Source organism: Enterococcus mundtii, from assembly GCF_002947535.1.
Classification (GTDB): Bacteria; Bacillota; Bacilli; order Lactobacillales; family Enterococcaceae; genus Enterococcus_B; species Enterococcus_B mundtii_B.
On the sequence record NZ_PUAP01000027.1, the window covers coordinates 158768 to 175623 of the forward strand.

Sequence of the window (16856 nt, forward strand, 5' to 3'; positions counted from 1 at the left end):
ATTTTGTTTTTAGATTTGCGAAAAAAGCAAAGTCATTGATCTTTTCTGCTTTCGGAAATGTAAAAACGAGAGTGGTAAAAAATTCTGAAATAAGCGGAAATCCACAAAAATCAACACTCGATTTTTGTGAATTTCTTCTTACTTCTTAGGTTAGAAACAATTGGTTCTAGACTGTTTAAGGCTTTTTTTTCCCTTTTGGTTTAAAATTAACGATTGTGACGATCCCTAGTAAGATGATCAATGCAAGTGTAAAATAAACCGGAAAAAGTGAACCGAGATTCCCACTTGTTTGTGGAATCCTTTTTGTAGTCGCTTGCCCTTGTTTCGGTGTAGTCGATCTAGGAGTAGCTCCTTCTGTAGGAGAGACGACCACGCTTGATTTTGGATAAATAAACAACTGATCTAAACGAGTGCCATCGGCAGTGATTGCTGGTAATTGGACAACGACTGGCTCAGCTGGGGAAGACAAAGCATCGTTTGCAAGTTCGGTGACTTCATAAAGTCCTTCAGTCAATGGAATAGTCGCTTGCCCGTTTGAACCCGTGACGATTTCGATCGGTTCAAAACTTGGGATTTCCGTAAAAGGATCACTGGCATCATTACTCGGTGTGACCTTCTTGATTTGATAACGAATCCCAGGGAAGGGGGTTAATGCCTTTCCCTGTTCGTTAGTTAACCCCGTTTCTAAGGAGCCAGTTGGCTCAGAAGGAAGTAGGTGATTATCAAGATCTTGCTCTGAAAGCTTATATTTTACAATGGTTAATTGGAAGGCTTCTTCTGCATATACCACAGAAGTAGACCCTCTTCCGTTTGAACCACCAAAGAGGAATAGTAAAACCAACAGGAGGCGAATAAATAAAATGGAGTAATCATTTTTTCTTGGATTCATCGTTATTTCCTCCTATTTTTTTTCTCTTCATTTCCTCCAATTGGTATTTTGTACCTAATCCGATTAAACCAATCAGGGATAAACTAGCAGCTGCGATTAGGACACGTTGCATGATCGAACTGTTACCGGCAAAGGGTAATTCAGTGATCAGTTCATCTTCGGCAAAGAGGTGAACGATCGTGTTGTTTTCATCCAATGTGACCTCGATTTTTTGTTTCAATAATTCATAGCCATCAGGTGCTTTTGTTTCAACCAACTCATACGTACCGAAGGGAACTTCTTCAAAATGAATACGCCCATTCGCATCAGTTGTCTTCGTTTCGATGAGCACTCCTGTTTCTTTGTCTTGAAGGACAAACTCAGCGCCAGCCAGTTTATTTCCTCCAATCAACTGATTTTCGTCATTGATATCTGGTTGATCATCCTGATCATCATCTACAGCGGTACCTGCTTCTAACTTATACAAATAAATCTCTCCAAGTGTACTGACAAGCCCTAGATTCAAATAAGGAATATGATAGATAGAATCATCTGTCGTGATCATTCCCGGCAAATTGGCTAAAGGTTCAGCGATATACTCATTGGTTCGGAAGGTTGTTTGATCTGCTTTTGAGTTGATGGAAGGATCCTCACCAACCATTGGTATCGTTACTGCAACTTCTTTTCGTTCGATTTTATCGCCGATTTGGAATTCTACTATATAGGTTCCTTCAGGTAGATAATTAAAACTGTAATGACCATTTGCATCTGTTTTTAGTGTGGAATTTCCGTTACCGTCAACAAATGATGTTCCTTTCAAGTTATGCTCGACCAACTGATCGGCTACTTCGCTTGGGTGAGTCAGGCTTGTTCGATAGAGTTTGACAGGGATATTTGCTAGCCTTTCCTCGCCATCATCGTATAGACCATCGCGATCTTCGTCTAACCATACGAACCCGCTCAACTCTCTGCCATATACTCGGGTAATCGTTTCTTGTGAATGGACAGGTAAGTCGATTTGCGCATTCATATGGGCGGTATTTCGATATTGGTCACCCGGTAATTGGTCAACTGGTTGGACGGTGATCGTAAGAGTGACTGTTTCCCCTACAGGAACATTTGGTTTTGTGACCATAAACCCTCTTGCCAGACGAATGTCTTCATTAGGTGTTGATCCTGGGGAATATTCAGTCCAAGTAGTTAGGTCGACTTCATTTGGGTTCATAGAGTCGTCGATTTGATCGTTCGTGTAATAAATCGTATAGCCTGCTGTATCCACATCCACGGAAAGAACTTCTAATGAACCGTGGAATGAAGAGCCACGAGAGTCGCCGCTATAAGGAAGAATATCCATTAAACGGAAATCTTGCGCTGGTTGTAAGGCACTGTTTGATGATGTGATCGAATAGGTAAAAGCAGTATCGCCAACTAGAGGATTCATCTCGGAATTCCCTGTTTCAATTGCTGTCTTATCGACTGTTTTGCTAATAACTAATTTCTGGACCAATTCGGTAATAAATTGGTCTTGGGAAGAACGAGCCGCCTCAGAGCGAATATCAATGATTTCAGGGGCATCGGAGATCCACATCTCACCAACTGACCGAATCACGAGAGAAGAGGTTAAGCCCATCTCATTAAATGTCAAATCCGAAATATCACTCGTTGCTTGAAAGTTTACTTCAGTCCCTGTCACAAGCGAAGAATTAGGGAAGACCCAACGTAACGTTGTTGTGCCATCTTCGTTTGTGGTGATCACAGGATCAGGTAACGGATTATCGTAGGCATCTTTAGAAGATCCGGATAGATAGTGGATCCCTCTTGGTAAAGTGGTATTCAAGGCGCTATCATAAGAAGTTTCTTCGGCACCAGTTAGTAAGCCTCTGACTTTGATATCGATTTTCTCCTCTGTTTGATACAGGGACTTGCTTGTTTCTGTATTTGTATCAATCCCAAAGTCCAAGATGAATGCGTTTGTTCCTAAAAATGGAGAAAAATCGCCCATGGAAGTATTAAATGGAGAAGTCACATCACTGCCATCTGCCGCCCACGTAGCGGGAATAAAAGTGATATCGTTTGGAACAATCTGCCTCAGCACTGAACCGTTACTATCTAATATGGCAAAAACGGCCAAATTCACATAGGGATTGTTTTCATCATCGAATGGTCCTGGTCGGCCAATGACCCTTATTGGGACACCATGCCAAGTACTGAAATCTGCGCTGGGTATATGGTATCTAAATCGAGCAGCACTAATCGTTCCAGCTGCTTGAGCTTCTTGTGGAGTGTTGTACCAAGTATATTTGGAAGCTATGTCATTTAAATTAGTAATTGTTAGATCGGGCATAGCATTCCCATTATTGCGGACACCGTAAGTCAGGTACGGACGATTAGAGTGATCGGGTTCCTGTCGTTGGGTATAAGGTTTCCGAGTATCATCATATTCAAAACCATTTGTATTCCATTGGAAAATCTGTTCTGCGGTAGAGTTTTCAGGATTAGTAAGGCTAATGAACCAACCACCTAAATAGGTTTCTTGGCCTCTCATCAGTATTGGTTTCCCGATATTATAGCTCCAAAGTGAATAGCCCAGATCATGGTTAACTCCGTTAGACCTCACACCTGTAACAGGATCTAAATCCACCAAATTAACGAAGTTTGGTCCACCTGTCACTGCTCCATTGACAGGTGCGTAATTGCTGAAAGTAAGTTTTGTATCATTGGGTGTTGTTTTACCATCATAGGTAAGACTTGGGATATTCAAAGACAAGGTGTAATATTCCCAAGCATTTTCTTCTCCTAATACTTGTAAATCTGCATCATCCCAGTTGAAAATAAACTCTGCACTGATGAATGCTTGGTTTGTAAAGGCGACTCCTTGCGTATTATATGTGTAAGGATTTTTTACGCCAGTATAGTTGGAGATCTCCCACGTTTCTTTGTGATCACCTAATTCGATCGTGATATTTCCAGAATCATAGACCCCGATCATTGCTCGATCACCATATGGTTCTGAAACATAAATATTCTCTGTTTTTCCGTGAGGGATCGGAATTTGAAAGGTAAGCAGTGTCGGATCAAATGTTGCAACATAAGGGCTTCCTGCGCTCGTTGCTTGCCAATTTGCGGCGGATCGATCAGTATGGGTAGCCGCATAAAAACGCGTTTGGGCCGTCGCATAATCTGTTGGACTGACAAGCGTAGTTTCGCCTCCTGAAGTACTAGTGACTTCTTGGACGATATCAAATGTAATAGGGCCCTCAGGATAGGCAGAACCCCGTAGATCACCAGTAATACGGCCTTCTAGATTTTCTAGTTGAATGAAGAGACCGATATTTTGAACCCGATCTGGATTCGTTGCCGCAGAATCATAGATCTGATAAGCTGTCTGTTCACCACGAACTAGCTCTGCGGAAATTGACGGTGTGGAAGAGACCACTGTTTCTGGTACATCTAGTTGGGAAAAGTGCTCTTTTGTATACGTATGATTAAAGGTTTCCAACTCACCTGTAGCGACATTAACAGCATCGATAAGTTGTAATTTGAAAGTTGGCTGTATAGTAGTTCCATTTTTTGCACCAAATACATTGACAACGATGGGTACGAATACTTGACCTGAGTTGCTAAGAGTCGATTCCAAGATGCCTTCAGAATACATTGTACCGTCACCATTATTCGTATAGATGTACGAGCCATTGGCAATTTCTCCATTAATAAACGGCGCATCATTGATCAAGGTAGTCGCGTTAGGTAATGTGCTAACGACACGATAGCGGATATTCGTATAATGATCAGTCGCCAATGTTTGGATAGAAAAACCAAGCCGATATAAAATTTGATCGTTAGAACGGACGATATTATTTTCTGGAGAACTATCATACCCAGGTGCATCATGGGAATCAAAGCTATCCGTTCCAGTTGCCATCGTTAACTTTGCATCTTTGATCGTGATGGGACTACTTGCTAGTTCTTCCATCGTGTTGAGTTCTTCGGTCAATAATTTAGGGGTAATGATGGAATCTTCTGCAGGAAACTCTTCTTCGAGAAGTTCTTCCATTGTTAAATCGGTTTCTTTCGTTTCGACCACTAAGACATTGTCTTCAGCGATGGCTTCCTCAAATGGAGGAAGTGTGGTGTCGCTGGGTTCCTCGTGGCTTTCAGTTTGTTCTGTTTGCTCCTCGTAGTTTGCTTCTTCAGAAGAAAGTGTCGTTTCTTCGGTAATGGATTCAGCAGTTTCTTCTACTGTTACATCAGATGAACTTAACCATTGAAATAGCGTTTGATATTGTTGAGAATAGACATCCGTTAATACGATACTCATATCTTTCATTGGTTCTCGAAAAACGAGAGTGACTGGCTGATCTTTGACTAAGCGTAAGTAAATAGTCGCTTGTTCCGAGGTTTCGTCGGATGCCACGCCAATCACATCACTTACTTCTGCCAGTTCAACCTTAGTAGCAAGGGGATCGGCTATGGTCTCGGTAGTTGAGGTGGTAGTTGTTTCTGTCGTTTCTACACCAATGCCTAGGCGAGCCAGCTCCTCTTCTTGAACAAAATCTTCGGTGGCATAGATAGGGATGGTTTGCTCCTGTTCCTCATTTAAGGTAGTGATTGTATAATCCGTACTAGATGGAAGAACGAGTAAACGATTTTCGCTACTTCTGATCGTGACCATTGCTGGGTCGTCAGAAATTTGTGTATCTTTGGTCAAATATGCCTGATTGCTATTAATGACTTCGACTAAAATTGCTTCTTCTTTGGCTCGAAGAGGACCACCTACAATAACGACTTTAGCGATTATACCAAGGATAATCGCTAAACCAATCACTATTAGAATAGGAGGTTTTACTTTGAGTCTAGAAAATCTAGTATTCATTGCAGTCTCCTTTCACTCTGGACTTACGTCTGTTTTCGCTTTTTCTGGATAATGACCACTGTTGTGCCAACAATGATGGCTGCAAGTGCAATCGCGATGATCAGATTTCTTCCTATACCGCCAGTAAAAGGCAAGCTTGTTTGCGGTTTATTAGTGACTGTCAGTTCAATCGTTGCATCATCTGCGGTCGTTAAATCGACAGTTACTCTTTGGGCGGCCTTCAATAATTCATAGCCTGTAGGCGCCTGGGTTTCCACTACCCAATAATCGCGTGCGACTTCGCTGTTTTCGACATAGTTATTATTATTGGCATCTGTCCAATCTAAAGCTAATCCATCAAAAGTAGCGTGGCCATTTGCATCAGAAGTCGAAGTTAAGAAAGTGACCCCTGATGGTAAATTGGCATCTTCTGCATAGCTATTTCCGTTACTAGCAATGAAAATTTTATTGTTCGCATTACTTTCAGAGATGGCAATTTTGAATTCTGCATCAGCTAAACCAGACCCGCTATTTTCTGAAATTTTTTCGATATCAAAACCACCAGTATAGTATTTCGGGTTCGTCGTTTCTGGTGGTGTCGTACTTTTTGGTCGTTGTCCTGGGAGTTGGTGATGGACGGTAAAGGTATTTTCAACAATGTTGTTCCAATATTCTGGAACATGTGTAGTAAGCACCGTACGGATATCAGTATAGCCATTTGCGACTGAACCCGCTTTGATCAGACCAGCTTCTGTCAAAGTGGTTGTCAGTCTATTTGCCTCAGCATCAAATGAGACCGTATAATCGGCAGGCGCTAAGTCTGTCCATTCACCACCAGCTTGTCTCACTTGCATTTTTGCGCTATCTGGAATATAGGTCAAATCACTATTCAGTTCGTCTACCATTGAAAAATTTGGTTGTAATAGCCCACTAGAATCCCGATAAACAATGGGTTGGCCAGCGACCATTTCAACGGTGTCCACCGCCTGTCCGGCAGCATCTAAAATGTCGATCGTCCCAGTTTGACTAGCGATTTGCCAGAGACCAGCAGGGATATTGGTAGTTAACTCCCAGCGAAAGGTTTGGCCAGCTTGGACAGAATCACCTTTTTTATCATTGATTGTTTTGTCAGGATGCAACAAATCTTCTAAAATATTCTTTGGTTCAACTTGTACATCATAGATCAATGAAGATAGATCGGTACGACTGGTTTGGGGAATATGCACAAAGAAAGGATAAACAGCTGTTTCGATTTTTTTCCATCGGTTGCAGCTAAATTTGCACCTGTACGTTCATCAGGTAATTCAGTAACTAAATAGATGCCATCATTGGCTCGACCAATGCCTAAGTCGAGAGTAGCTTTCCCACTAGTGTCAGTTGTAATCGTCTGGGCGTTGAAAGTGGTGTCGATTTCGTAATCGGTACCCAATTGTTGTTGTTTTGGATCAGTTAAAGAGCTGCCACTTGGTAATTTTCTCACCCGTTCCACTTTGAAATTGATTCCTGGAATCAACTCTCTATCTGGATTGGTGATAGTACCATCTCCTCGTGGTTCTAACTCGCTGAAGTCAGTGATCGCATACTTCCAAATCGTCAAACTTCGTCTTGATGTTTCGTTGGCGATGGCATTATCCACGGTTTCTGCTAAGGCTATTTGGGTGTTCGGTAGTCGTAACGAGTCAATACCAGAAGATAGACTGATTGATAGAAATGTTGTAGCTAATATGAGTTTCGATAGTACGTTCATTGTTGAATTTTTTTTCTTCATTTTCTCCCTCCTCAACTGGAAAGCAATACATGTCCAATAGTGAGTGATCCATGGGTTCACTGAACAAATAAACAGGCACGCTTTTTTTCCTATATAGATCAAGAGTAGAGGATGAAAGAGTTTTTTATCGTAAAAGTTTCATTAATGACACTTTTATAATTAGAATAAGATGAGTTTATAATGATAAAAGGGTTAGTTCTGACTTTTGGATTCTATACCCTTGTAGGACTCTTTAAAAAATAGTTATGGAAATAAATATGAAGCATCACTGGGAAAATGACGAGGAACATAGGTTTTGAGTAGATAAAAGAACAATCAGATGGATAGCTGTGGGAAGCATCGTCTGATTGTTCTATACGTGTTGGGTGATGGGATCGACTGTTGAAATTATTCGGGCATTTGCGCAATGACTTCCACTTTTTCCCATAATGTATGGAGTGTTTTGATTTCGAATACACCTTTTTGTTCATCTCTAAAGACATAGGCAATGATTTTTTGTAATCGGGTATATTTTTTTTGTCCTCGTTCAAATTCTCCGTTTAGTGTTAGTTTGGCGGCATACAAGAATAGTCGCCAAATTCGAAATCGGTAATTAAAACGGTGGGGCGTCCGCTTCAAAATAAATGTTGTTGCAACTAGGACATTACTTTTATGGCAAGAGTCTAAGGCTGTTTCATAATACCCAAAGTACAATAGATCCAAGACTAATGGATCTAAAACTTCTTCATGATTGGTTCTGCGATATAAGAACCGTTTGAAAAAATAATCATATTCTGCGAAGTTAAGCGTTTCCGTAATTGAAGAAAAAAGTTTTAGTTCGATATTTGTCCATAAATCTATACTGTTCAAGTAATTTTTTACTTGCTGGATCAATGTTTCGTATTCTTGATAATCCCCAACGTACTTGCTATGGATTAGACCAGCACGCCAATAGACATATTGATAACCCAAGCCATCTGTTTTAACAAATTGATCCAACGCTTGCGTTTTTATTTTTGAGATCTCAAGATAATCAAACTTAGCAAGGGCTTCGGCTAATTGATTTTCTAAAATTTTAGAACCTTGTTTGATCAAAGGGATCACTTCTTCAAATTCAGTTAATTCGATCCCAAGAATATCAATGATTTTTAGAAAATTGGTCAGACTGATTTCTCCTTCTCCGCGAACAAAGCGATAATAAGTAGGTCTTGTGATACCTGTAGCAAAAATCGTTTTTGTGGAAATCTTTTTTTTTTTTCTAATATCATTTAAGAGTTCTCCTAAAACAAGAGGATTGGTTACGTTGTTGATCATCGGATTCAGCCTTCCTTCCTTTTATGTTTAAAATAAAAAACAAATAGTTATTTTATATATAATAAGAGTTATGTTTTTGTATAATTTAATAATTTAGGAACGAGTAAATCAACTGGAAAAACATTATAATATTGGATTTATTTAGTACGTTACCTATTTTTGATAACTTTTATAATTTAAATTTTGTTATTAAAAAATAATTTTTAGGTTATCTTAAGTGTAATTTTTTTTGGTTGAGTGATAAAGTTATTTGCTTGTTGAAAGATCAAACTGTTTTTAAGTTAAGAAAATTTTAAGAAATGAGTCACTAATCTGATTTCTGTGAAAATGTGTACAAAAAATCCTTCGATCGTACCTAAAAAATCGTAGAAGAGTGTCATATATGAAACTCTCTGTCACTGTAGAACTATTTAAGTTTAGGGTAAGGATAATAAGCTATTAACTACTCGTATGTAGGAGATAAAATAGGATCACTGAAAATCAATGATTCAGTAAAAGGAGTAATTTTTATGGAAAAGGAAAAAATTTTATATAAAAATGGTAAGAAAATAATTATTAGGAGTACGAGTATCAAAAAAAGTAATGTTTACAAAAGAAAGATTGCAGGAGCATTGATGGTCATCGGCACGGTAGCGAGTAGTTTTAGTCATAGTATTGCTTCAGCTGATCAAATCATCACGAATTCGGTTGAAATAGAAGAGGCACCAATTCTACCGATCGATGAGATAGCCGTATCAGAAACTATTACGGAACCAGATAGTGAACTGCCTGAAGTCGAAGAGGAGGAAGAGATATCTACAGATGAAGATGTTGAAGTGATTCCTCCTTCACCTGTCCCAGAGGTGCCACATCAACCGGCACCAGAGACCTCTAACCCGCAACCATCTGCTCCAGAAACACCCAAGCCGCCAATACCAAGACCGCCAACAATAACACCTGAGACTCCAACAACGCCTCCACCGACAGTATCAGAAACCAATGGCAGTGAGGGCTCCGGCATAAATGATGTTGGGTCAGTTCCGATTCAAACGGAACCCGAGGGGGAAGCATGGACGTCTACATCTGAATCATCTTTGGAAGCGGTACCTACTGAGGCGGTGCCAACTGAAACGGGAGAAAGTGTAACGGAAACTAAAGGACCGACTGCCCGAACCGAACAGAGTAACATCTTTTTTAGAGGTTTTTCTGCCAATACGACCACGGAAGCTTTTATTCAAGAAATTGCACCGGGGGCTAGAAAAGTTGCTTTAAGCAACGATCTATATGCATCCGTGATGATCGCTCAAGCCATTTTAGAATCGGGTAGTGGAAGTAGTCAATTAAGTTCATCTCCTCATTATAATCTCTTTGGAATAAAAGCTTACACCGAGGAAGATTCGGTGGAATTTTTAACACAAGAAGATGATGGGACAGGAAACTTATACACGATCAGTGCACGTTTCAAATCTTATGAATCCTATGAAGAAAGCTTTTTAGATTACGCCAAATTATTACGAGAGGGATTAACGCACGATGCTGATTTCTATTCAGGTGTCTGGCGTTCGAATACTTCTTCCTATCAAGATGCTACAAGGTTTCTAACGGGCAGATATGCCACAGACACGTCCTATTACCAAAAATTAGATGCGTTGATCGATGTCTATGACTTGGAAAAGTTTGATATTGAAATCGATGAACTAATGATGGGAGAAAACGGATTTATCAATCCGTTGGAACACTTTACGATTACGAGTCACTACGGTATGAGGGGAGCGGAGTTCCATCGGGGGATCGATTTAGCTGCAAATGCCGGAGCGCCGATCTTTGCCAGTGAAGCAGGGACAGTTATAAAATCCGAATATCACGCTTCGTGGGGGAATGTCATTTCGATACGTCATGAGAACGGATTATTTACATTGTATGCGCATCAAAGTGTCAATGTTGTTGAGCCAGGGCAAGTTGTTCAAAAAGGGGAAGTAATCGGTTTTGTTGGTTCGACGGGAAATTCTACAGGACCACATTTGCATTTTGAATTATCGACAGATGCCAGTATGGAACAACGATTTTTAATCGATCCGCTTGAAATCATGCGACTATGAAAAGGAGGAACCTATGAACTTTAATGCAGAGCAATTAAGGAAGATCACTTTCCCCACGGTTTCTCTCGCGGGGTACAAAAAGCAAGATGTAGATGATTTTTTGACACACGCAGCAAATGATTATGATGCGATGAAAGAGACCAACACAGAATTAGAGAAAAGACTGACACTTGCTGAAAATCAAAAAGAGAGTTTAGTAAAAGTGTTTGAAAAAGAAAAAAGTGATTACTTGGATGAGATCAAAGAATTAAATGCTAAATTGAATGAAGCAAGTAAAGATGAAAGAGACGTGCATGCCAAAAAAAGAAGTTTTGAAAATGCCTTGATCATTGCGCAAGATGCAGCGTTGAAGATTGAAGAAAATGCTGAATTAGAAGCCAGACGTATGGTAGGTGAAGCAAGGACTGAACAAGAAAATATTCTCAAAGAAGCAAAGGTTGAAGGGAATAGCATCAAAGCCGAAGCCTATAATTTATTAGCTGAAGCAAATGGAAAAGTCAGTGAAGCGAACTCTTATTATGAAGAACAGATGACGAAGCTGGAAAGCGAAAAAGAAAAAAGGACCAAAGAAATCATGCAGTTGGAAAGTGAAGCGAATAACGTTCGCTTGCAAATCATTTCAGAATATCAACGTGCCATCAATAATTTGTCTGAGGGGAAATGGCAAAACTGGATAAATACAGTTAAAAAAACGGTCAGCGATGGCATTGAATAGTTTGAACAACCTTTCGACTGCCCCTACTTTCACCACGAACTTAGTCGGAGGATATAATAAATCGGAAGTTGACCTTTTTTTGGAAAAAATCAAAGTAGAACATGAAGAAATGACCCACACTATCCAAAAGCTAACTCTTGAGAATGAAAAGAAAACAACAGAATTGATCAATTTGATCAAAGCTAATGCGACCGTTTCTTCTATATTAAAAGAAAAAATGACTAAGATAAATGTGTTAGAAAAGTCTTCCCCGACCAAACAGACTGAAAAGTTAACGGATGCGATTCAAATCACCCAAGCAAAAGAAGCACTGTCTATTGAAAAAGAAAGCATCCATTGTTTGAAGAACGAGTTAAAACAGAGGCTACATGAATTCGAAGATTTTCGAACAAGGAATATCGAAGCATGGCGCAGTTCGATGGCTCTGCTGAATGAAGAGATAAACGAAAGTACAAGGAAGCATGAGAAAAACGTTGGATTAGTTCAGCAGGAAAAAGTTTGGAGGTTGAAGAGGTGACAGGAATCGATAAAAGCGCATGGGCTTACAAACGACAAAAATTAGAAGTCTTGGCTAAGAAACGTGTTACTTCTATAGAAGTATTACAAGAATTGAAATTTATGAAAAGAATCGATGCGATTGAATCAAAAAATAAATCAACGAAGTAACTACTTGTTGATTTTTTCTATCAGACAATCACTGAAATCCACCAAGTAAGGAGTAGCCATACTTACTTGGTGGATTTTTATACTCCATTCTCTCTTTTTGCACACTAAAAATAGTGTGCAATGCAAAAATTAGAGTGTGCTTGATAAAAAACAACGTGAAAACCCTTTTATACCAACTTGGTAAAGCGATTTCAAAGTTGGCACGATACTTGCATTATATAAAAGTGTAAGAAGAAGAAAAGGAAGTGTTCAAAATGGAAAAAAGAACAATCATGCTTGTCTGCTCTGCAGGAATGAGTACAAGTTTATTAGTGACAAAAATGCAAAAAGCAGCAGAAGAAAAAGGCGTAGAAGCGGACATCTTTGCAGTTTCAGCATCAGAAGCTGATAGCCAACTAGAATCAAAAAATGTAGACGTTTTATTATTAGGTCCACAAGTACGTTTCATGCAAAGTCAATTTGCTGAAAAACTAGCACCAAAAGGGATTCCGTTAGATGTTATCAACATGCAAGACTATGGCATGATGAACGGGGCAAAAGTATTGGAACAAGCAGAATCATTGATCAATAAATAAAAAACAGGAAAAAGAGGGAAGAAAATGGAAGATCAAAAAAATTTAGAAGCGATCATGGGCTTGATCATGTTCGGCGGCAACGCAAAAAGCGATGCAATGGAAGCGATTGCGGCTGCGAAAAAAGGCGACTTTGAATTAGCAGATGCAAAAATCAAAGATGCAGAAGAATCATTGGTCCAAGCACATCATTCGCAAACAGGGTTATTAACACAAGAAGCACAAGGGGAACACATGGAAGTTACTTTGTTGACCGTTCATAGTCAAGATCATTTGATGACATCCATCGCGTTTACAGATTTAGCAAAAGAAATCATTGATCTATACCGTCGTATAGAGGCTTAAATAAAAATTTTTTAAAGGAGAAAAGAGGAAAAGATATGGATAGCTTTGTAGCATTTATGGAGAAACACTTTATACCAGTCGCATCAAAAATCGGTGCGCAACGCCATTTAGTGGCCATTCGTGACGCTTTTATGGTCAGTATGCCATTAATGATCTTAGGCGCTTTAGCTGTAATGATCAATAACTTGCCTATCCCTGGATTCCAAGAATTGATGAATTCGATTTTTGGTGGTGAAGCATGGAAAGGGTTCGGTGCGGCTGCTTGGAACGGAACGTTTGCGATTCTTTCTGTTTTGATTGCGTTCTTATTAGCTTATCATTTAGCAAACGGTTACCGTAAAGATGGCGTATCTGCCGGAGTGATCTCATTAGGTTCATTCTTCGCACTAGGCGGCGCTTTAGGCATGAGTTCAAACGGATTATTTATTGCAATTATTGTCGGAATTATTTCAACAGAGATTTTTGTTCGTTTAAGTGGAAATGAAAAATTGATCATCAAAATGCCAGACGGAGTACCACCAGCAGTAGCAAAAGCATTTGCGTCATTATTGCCAGCAATGATCACGATTTCATTGTTCGCACTAGTTGCTGCAATCTTTGCGGCATTCGGTGTTGCTGATATTGTTGGAGCATTCTACACGGTGGTTCAAGAACCATTTATGGGTCTTGCTAACTCTTACCCATCTGCATTATTACTTGCATTTATTACACCGTTCCTTTGGTTCTTTGGACTACATGGAGCAAACATGGTCGATCCATTGATGCAAACCATCAATGCGCCAGCGATCCAAGCAAACGTCGAAGCGATTGCTAACGGCCAAAGTGCACCATTTATCGTCAACAAACCTTTCTTTGACAGCTTTGTCAATTTAGGTGGTACAGGTGCAACATTAGGATTATTGATCGCGATCTATTTAGTAGGACGTAGAAACAAACCTTATATGGTCGTAACGAACTTATCGATTGCGCCAGGAGTATTCAATATCAACGAACCAACAATGTTTGGTCTACCAATCGTTTTGAACCCAGTGATGTTTATTCCATTTATTTTAACACCAATGGTTTTAGTAACTGTTGCGTACTTTGCGACATCAACAGGACTTGTACCAGCAGCTACAGTAATGCCACCATGGGTAACACCACCAGTGATCGGCGGATTTTTAGCAACAAACAGTCTTTCAGGCGCAGTGCTATCTGCGGTCAACTTACTGATTTCAATTCTGATCTATCTACCATTCGTTAAAGTAGCAACGATCCAAGAAATGAAAAAAGACGCATTGAACGCGTAAGAAATAAAAAACGGAGAGCAAGTGATTGCTTTCCGTTTTTTTTTTGTTACTACTGTTATCATTGCTATTTTTCAGAAAGCAACGTATAGTTTTTGTAAGCATTCTATTTGAATAGGAGGATAGCGCATGAATACAATAGACATTCAAAAAAGGATCGAACGATTCCAAGCATATGGGAACACTCTTCCAGGGGCTAGGGTATATTTTCGTGAAGATTGGGAAACGCTTTATTTTGATTTGGATGGTAAACAGTTTGGGATGATGAGTCCAGAAGCGAATGAAAAAGCATTGATCACGTTAAAACATTTCCCTGAAAAAAACGAGGAATTACGAACGATGTACCCTGAGATCATTATACCTGGTTACTATGCCAATAAGAAACATTGGAATTCGATCATGTTAGGCAAAGATGAATTGTCAGACGAGGAAATCGAGAAAATGATTTTGATTTCTTATGAATTGGTACTAGCGAAATTCGCTAAAAAGAAACAAGAAGAAATCAAAAACTCAGTGATAGAAAGTGATTGAAAGCTTGAAGTGGCAGAAATCATTCTCTAGTTGATAAAAAAGGTCTGGAAATAGGGGCAACCTATTTCCAGACGCTTAATAAAATTTGTGCAGATGGACTAAGAATGTTTAGATCGATGATTCGCCTCTACATTTTTGTCACAGAAATAATCAACATCATCGGACGTCTTAATTCGTCTTTCATACCAGGTATATCTAACATATGTGATGGTGGTATTGGTTCAAGCACATGGTTGATTTGAAAGCCATTAGACAATAATGTCTCAAGATAAGTTGTAATCGTTCGATGATATTTTTTTACAGAAGATCCTAGGAAGTTTGTGTCACGCTCCCCTTCGTCAAAATAATGATCAACTGGAAAGTGCATGATCTGACCATCATCTGTATAAATCCAATCTTGCCGACCATCTGCTGTAAAAATAGGATGTTCAACTGAAAAAAGAAATTGCCCATTCGGTTTTAGGAAGTGATGGACATGCTGGACGAGTTGTTCCCAATTTTCTACATAATGGATAGCTAAAGAACTGAACACGAAATCAAATGAGTCTTTCGCAAACCGGATCGTTGAAATATCGTCTTGCATGTAACTGATCGTGTCATCATTTGTTCGAGCGCTAGCTTCTTCTAGCATCTTCGCAGACAAGTCAACACCAATGATTTTTTTTGCCCCTTGCGAAGCAGCGTAACGACAGTGCCAACCATAGCCACATCCAAGATCAAGGACTGTTTGTCCATGGAGATTGGGGAAGATAGTTGCAAGCGTGGGCCATTCTCCAGCACCTTGTAAGCCTTTTTGGCTACGAGGCATTTCTTTGTATTGGTCAAAAAATTGTTGATCATCGTAAATATTTGTCATGTTTGATTCCTCCATGTAATTTTTTTATTTGCTTAAACTACATGGAGTCCGTCTCTTTTGTGTGCAATCATCTCGCTCACTCCTTTGACATCTATTCTAGCTTAGGTCGTAAGAAGAAGCAAAAATTCAAACATAGATAAACATGCTTAGGGATCTGTTTTACACGACGCATGAATAATGAATGGAGGTTTAATAGTTGAATATGTATCAATGGATCAAATTAAATGAACACCCAGAATTACTGGAAGAAACCGCAAGTTGGTTTTCCTCAAAGTGGGGCATTCCTGCGGAGGTTTATGCGGAAAGTATACGTACTGGAATCATCGAGAAGGAAAGTATTCCTCAATGGTATGTTGTTCTCGATGAAAAAGGTGCAATCGTTGGAGGAGCAGGTGTCATCGAAAATGACTTCCACGACCGTCCAGATTTAGCACCTAATCTTTGTGCTTTATATGTTGAACCGGAGCATCGGAATCAGGGATTAGCAAAATGGATATTAGAACAAACCAGAGAAGAGATGCATCGATTAGGGTTCAAGAAACTTTATTTGATTACAGACCACACCTCCTTTTATGAACGATATGATTGGTCATTTTTAACTATGGTCAAGGAAGAAAGTGGAACAACTGCCCGGTTGTATCAAATCGCTACAACAACATAAAGAGAAGCATGAGATGTTGGATCAAATCTCATGCTTCTCTTTTTTCGCTTGTTCTCTTCGTTGTTTCTTTTCATCGTAAATAAAGACATTTCGCACGATACGTAAGATGGGGCGAGTGGTCAAGAAGATGGCACCTGCCAAATACAAGTAATTACTGTAATAATCAGGGATTTTCGTGAGCAAAGCAATACTCCCTAAGACATAAAAGATACCTGTGAGTAAATCAACCGCTAAAGAAATCAATGTGTAACGATTTTGGAAATACAAGCGAAAACGCCGTCCGCGGATCTCAATATCTTCTTCTTTGCCAATCTCGACATCATGGGTATTTCGTTTGATTCTTGGCATATAAAATCACCTAACTA

General features: G+C 39.5%; 16 protein-coding genes. 9 read left to right on the top strand and 7 right to left on the bottom strand.

Translation table 11 applies throughout. The features are described 5' to 3' along the window. Positions 1 to 175 precede the first annotated feature (175 nt). From CUS89_RS09350 to CUS89_RS09370, 5 genes are all read right to left on the bottom strand, one after another. Positions 176 to 889, bottom strand: coding sequence for a pilin N-terminal domain-containing protein (locus CUS89_RS09350; protein ID WP_104871910.1), 714 nt, complete (start codon positions 887 to 889; stop codon positions 176 to 178). Next, on the bottom strand, positions 870 to 5741 hold the full coding sequence (locus CUS89_RS09355; RefSeq protein ID WP_104871911.1) for a SpaA isopeptide-forming pilin-related protein: 4872 nt from the start codon (positions 5739 to 5741) through the stop codon (positions 870 to 872). Before CUS89_RS09355 ends, CUS89_RS09350 begins: the two co-directional genes overlap by 20 nt. Before the next feature lie 23 nt (positions 5742 to 5764). Next, a complete protein-coding gene (locus CUS89_RS09360) occupies positions 5765 to 6946 on the bottom strand; it encodes a SpaH/EbpB family LPXTG-anchored major pilin (protein WP_104871912.1) in 1182 nt (393 codons plus the stop codon). Beyond that, the gene (locus CUS89_RS09365; RefSeq protein WP_104871913.1) at positions 6904 to 7488 is read right to left on the bottom strand and encodes a hypothetical protein; all 585 of its coding nucleotides are present in this window, start codon (positions 7486 to 7488) and stop codon (positions 6904 to 6906) included. The genes CUS89_RS09360 and CUS89_RS09365 overlap by 43 nt, the downstream gene beginning before the upstream one ends. A gap of 387 nt (positions 7489 to 7875) precedes the next feature. Beyond that, positions 7876 to 8781 (bottom strand): helix-turn-helix domain-containing protein, encoded by a 906-nt coding sequence (locus tag CUS89_RS09370; protein ID WP_104871914.1) that lies wholly within the window; start codon positions 8779 to 8781, stop codon positions 7876 to 7878. A 509-nt stretch (positions 8782 to 9290) separates the two neighbouring features. Here CUS89_RS09370 and CUS89_RS09375 point away from each other — a divergent pair. From CUS89_RS09375 to CUS89_RS09405, 8 genes are all read left to right on the top strand, one after another. Next, a complete protein-coding gene (locus CUS89_RS09375; protein WP_258082407.1) occupies positions 9291 to 10859 on the top strand; it encodes a peptidoglycan DD-metalloendopeptidase family protein in 1569 nt (522 codons plus the stop codon). Positions 10860 to 10872: 13 nt separating this feature from the next. Continuing rightward, the gene (locus CUS89_RS09380) at positions 10873 to 11574 is read left to right on the top strand and encodes a DivIVA domain-containing protein (RefSeq protein WP_104871915.1); all 702 of its coding nucleotides are present in this window, start codon (positions 10873 to 10875) and stop codon (positions 11572 to 11574) included. After that, positions 11561 to 12091, top strand: coding sequence for a hypothetical protein (locus CUS89_RS09385; RefSeq protein WP_104871916.1), 531 nt, complete (start codon positions 11561 to 11563; stop codon positions 12089 to 12091). Before CUS89_RS09380 ends, CUS89_RS09385 begins: the two co-directional genes overlap by 14 nt. Beyond that, complete coding sequence (locus tag CUS89_RS16100) at positions 12088 to 12240, top strand: hypothetical protein (protein WP_181055344.1); 153 nt, start codon at positions 12088 to 12090, stop codon at positions 12238 to 12240. Before CUS89_RS09385 ends, CUS89_RS16100 begins: the two co-directional genes overlap by 4 nt. A 254-nt stretch (positions 12241 to 12494) precedes the next feature. Beyond that, entirely contained in the window at positions 12495 to 12815 is a 321-nt protein-coding gene (locus CUS89_RS09390; RefSeq protein ID WP_010736487.1) for a PTS sugar transporter subunit IIB, read from the top strand. A gap of 24 nt (positions 12816 to 12839) precedes the next feature. Next, positions 12840 to 13157, top strand: a complete 318-nt coding sequence (locus tag CUS89_RS09395) for a PTS lactose/cellobiose transporter subunit IIA (RefSeq protein WP_019723249.1) — start codon at positions 12840 to 12842, stop codon at positions 13155 to 13157. A 35-nt stretch (positions 13158 to 13192) separates the two neighbouring features. After that, entirely contained in the window at positions 13193 to 14446 is a 1254-nt protein-coding gene (locus CUS89_RS09400) for a PTS sugar transporter subunit IIC (RefSeq protein WP_065096885.1), read from the top strand. Positions 14447 to 14572: 126 nt separating this feature from the next. Continuing rightward, positions 14573 to 14974, top strand: coding sequence for an MmcQ/YjbR family DNA-binding protein (locus CUS89_RS09405; RefSeq protein WP_066026160.1), 402 nt, complete (start codon positions 14573 to 14575; stop codon positions 14972 to 14974). A gap of 127 nt (positions 14975 to 15101) precedes the next feature. Here the strand turns inward: CUS89_RS09405 and CUS89_RS09410 are convergent, their stop codons facing one another. Further along, on the bottom strand, positions 15102 to 15830 hold the full coding sequence (locus tag CUS89_RS09410) for a class I SAM-dependent methyltransferase (RefSeq protein WP_104871917.1): 729 nt from the start codon (positions 15828 to 15830) through the stop codon (positions 15102 to 15104). A 202-nt stretch (positions 15831 to 16032) separates the two neighbouring features. On the opposite strand from CUS89_RS09410, the gene CUS89_RS09415 reads away from it, so the two are divergent. Continuing rightward, on the top strand, positions 16033 to 16491 hold the full coding sequence (locus CUS89_RS09415; RefSeq protein WP_181055346.1) for a GNAT family N-acetyltransferase: 459 nt from the start codon (positions 16033 to 16035) through the stop codon (positions 16489 to 16491). Positions 16492 to 16512: 21 nt separating this feature from the next. Here the strand turns inward: CUS89_RS09415 and CUS89_RS09420 are convergent, their stop codons facing one another. Next, entirely contained in the window at positions 16513 to 16839 is a 327-nt protein-coding gene (locus CUS89_RS09420; protein ID WP_010736481.1) for a YrhK family protein, read from the bottom strand. Positions 16840 to 16856: the final 17 nt, after the last annotated feature.